Annotated in this window: 1 protein-coding gene; it reads left to right on the top strand. The window is 52.6% G+C overall.

Going from position 1 to position 881, the window contains the following annotated elements:
• Positions 1-380: 380 nt before the first annotated feature.
• On the top strand, positions 381-881 hold a 501-nt coding region (locus tag ACTQ3A_RS13890), incomplete at its 3' end, for a reverse transcriptase domain-containing protein (RefSeq protein ID WP_441495347.1).

The following is an 881-nucleotide window of genomic DNA, read 5'->3' as shown; positions in this document are numbered from 1 at the left end:
GGGTGAGAGTCCCTGATCCGCCCGGCAGTGGGAAGGATGCAGCTGAAAGCAAGGGCGTCATCGTGAGATGAGGTCTGAAGGAAGCCGTAGGCAAAACACTGGCCTGTAAAAGTTGTCCGGATAGGCTGTGAAGCGTGGATGAGGTTGCCGTACAAACCGAAGTCCAATAACTGCACAGAACGCCATCAGTAGACGGGGCAGGTATAAGTGGGAAAGAACGTGTGAGTACCCGGGGAGATCTCACGGACACGGCAAAGGCGATAAAACATTCGCCGCCGCGGAGTAAAGCTTGTCGTGAGAAGTCAGCAGAGCCCATATTACAATACCTGATGGCTTGAGACATTGGGAAAGGGGCGAACAGTAGGAGGTGCCATTCTCAAATGGAAACCGGACATGGAATTAAGTACAGACAACTTCATATCGAAGACTACCTGCAAGAGATACCTGCGGAACAGGGAAGGGTATCAGGAGTGTACGCCCATGAATGGATTACCGGGGACACTGACACCAATACGAACTTTTGGACGAACAACCTGCTCGACACCATTCTTAGAAGCGACAACCTGAATGCCGCCTATAAGAGGGTAAAGGCGAATAATGGTTCCGGAGGAGTCGACGGAATGCAGGTGGATGAACTTCTACCCTACCTGAAACAGCACCGGGACGAGCTGGTCGGGCAGTTGAGGAGAGGGAAATACAAGCCCAATCCGGTTCGGAGGGTGGAGATACCCAAGGAGGAGAAAGGCAAGGTCAGGAAGTTAGGCATACCGTCGTGCGTGGACAGACTGATCCAACAGGCGATATCGCAGGAGCTGACACCCATCTTCGAGGAGCAATTTTCAGACAACAGTTTCGGATTCCGGCCGGGAAGAAGTACGCAT

This window comes from Bilifractor sp. LCP21S3_F8 (genome assembly GCF_052117805.1).
Lineage (GTDB): Bacteria > Bacillota > Clostridia > Lachnospirales > Lachnospiraceae > Bilifractor.
The sequence above is the reverse complement of the archived record's forward strand: the minus strand, read 5'-3'. Positions and strand labels throughout refer to the sequence as shown.